General features: G+C 68.3%; 1 pseudogene. It reads right to left on the reverse strand.

Annotated elements, in window-relative coordinates:
- Positions 1-492, reverse strand: a pseudogene (locus B9T16_RS29300) (dihydrofolate reductase); the annotation flags it as partial.

Consider the following 492-nt stretch of genomic DNA (forward strand, 5'->3'; position numbering starts at 1 on the left):
GTGATCGTGTTGCGCCCGATATCGCCCATGCCGACCACGCCCGCGCAACGCCCGTTCAGGCTGATGCCGGCCGGTTTTGGCCAGCCGCCGGCGCGCCCCCCGCGGTCGATCACGAACAGCTCACGCGCCAGCCCGATGACATAGGCCACCGCCACATCGGCAACCTCGGCGCCGAACATGCCCGGCGTGTTGATGATCGGCAGGCCCAGATCCTTGCAGGCGGCGAAATCGACATTGTCAACGCCGATGCCCCATTTCACCGCCGCCCGCAGCCGCCCCGCGCGCGCGGCCTCGAACACCCGGCGGGTCGCCGGGTCGTCGCCGATGATCCAGCCGTCATAGCCGGGCAGCAGGACGCAAAGCTCGTCCTCGCTCAGGGTCTGGGTGACTTGCGCGCGATGCAGTTTCAGCCCCTTGCCGGCGGCCAGGTCCACGAAACGGTCGAACTGGCCCAGCATCGGCGGGCAGGTGACAAGAATGTCCTTCATTGCG

The organism is Arthrospira sp. PCC 8006, assembly GCF_046480465.1.
Lineage (GTDB): Bacteria > Cyanobacteriota > Cyanobacteriia > Cyanobacteriales > Microcoleaceae > Limnospira > Limnospira platensis.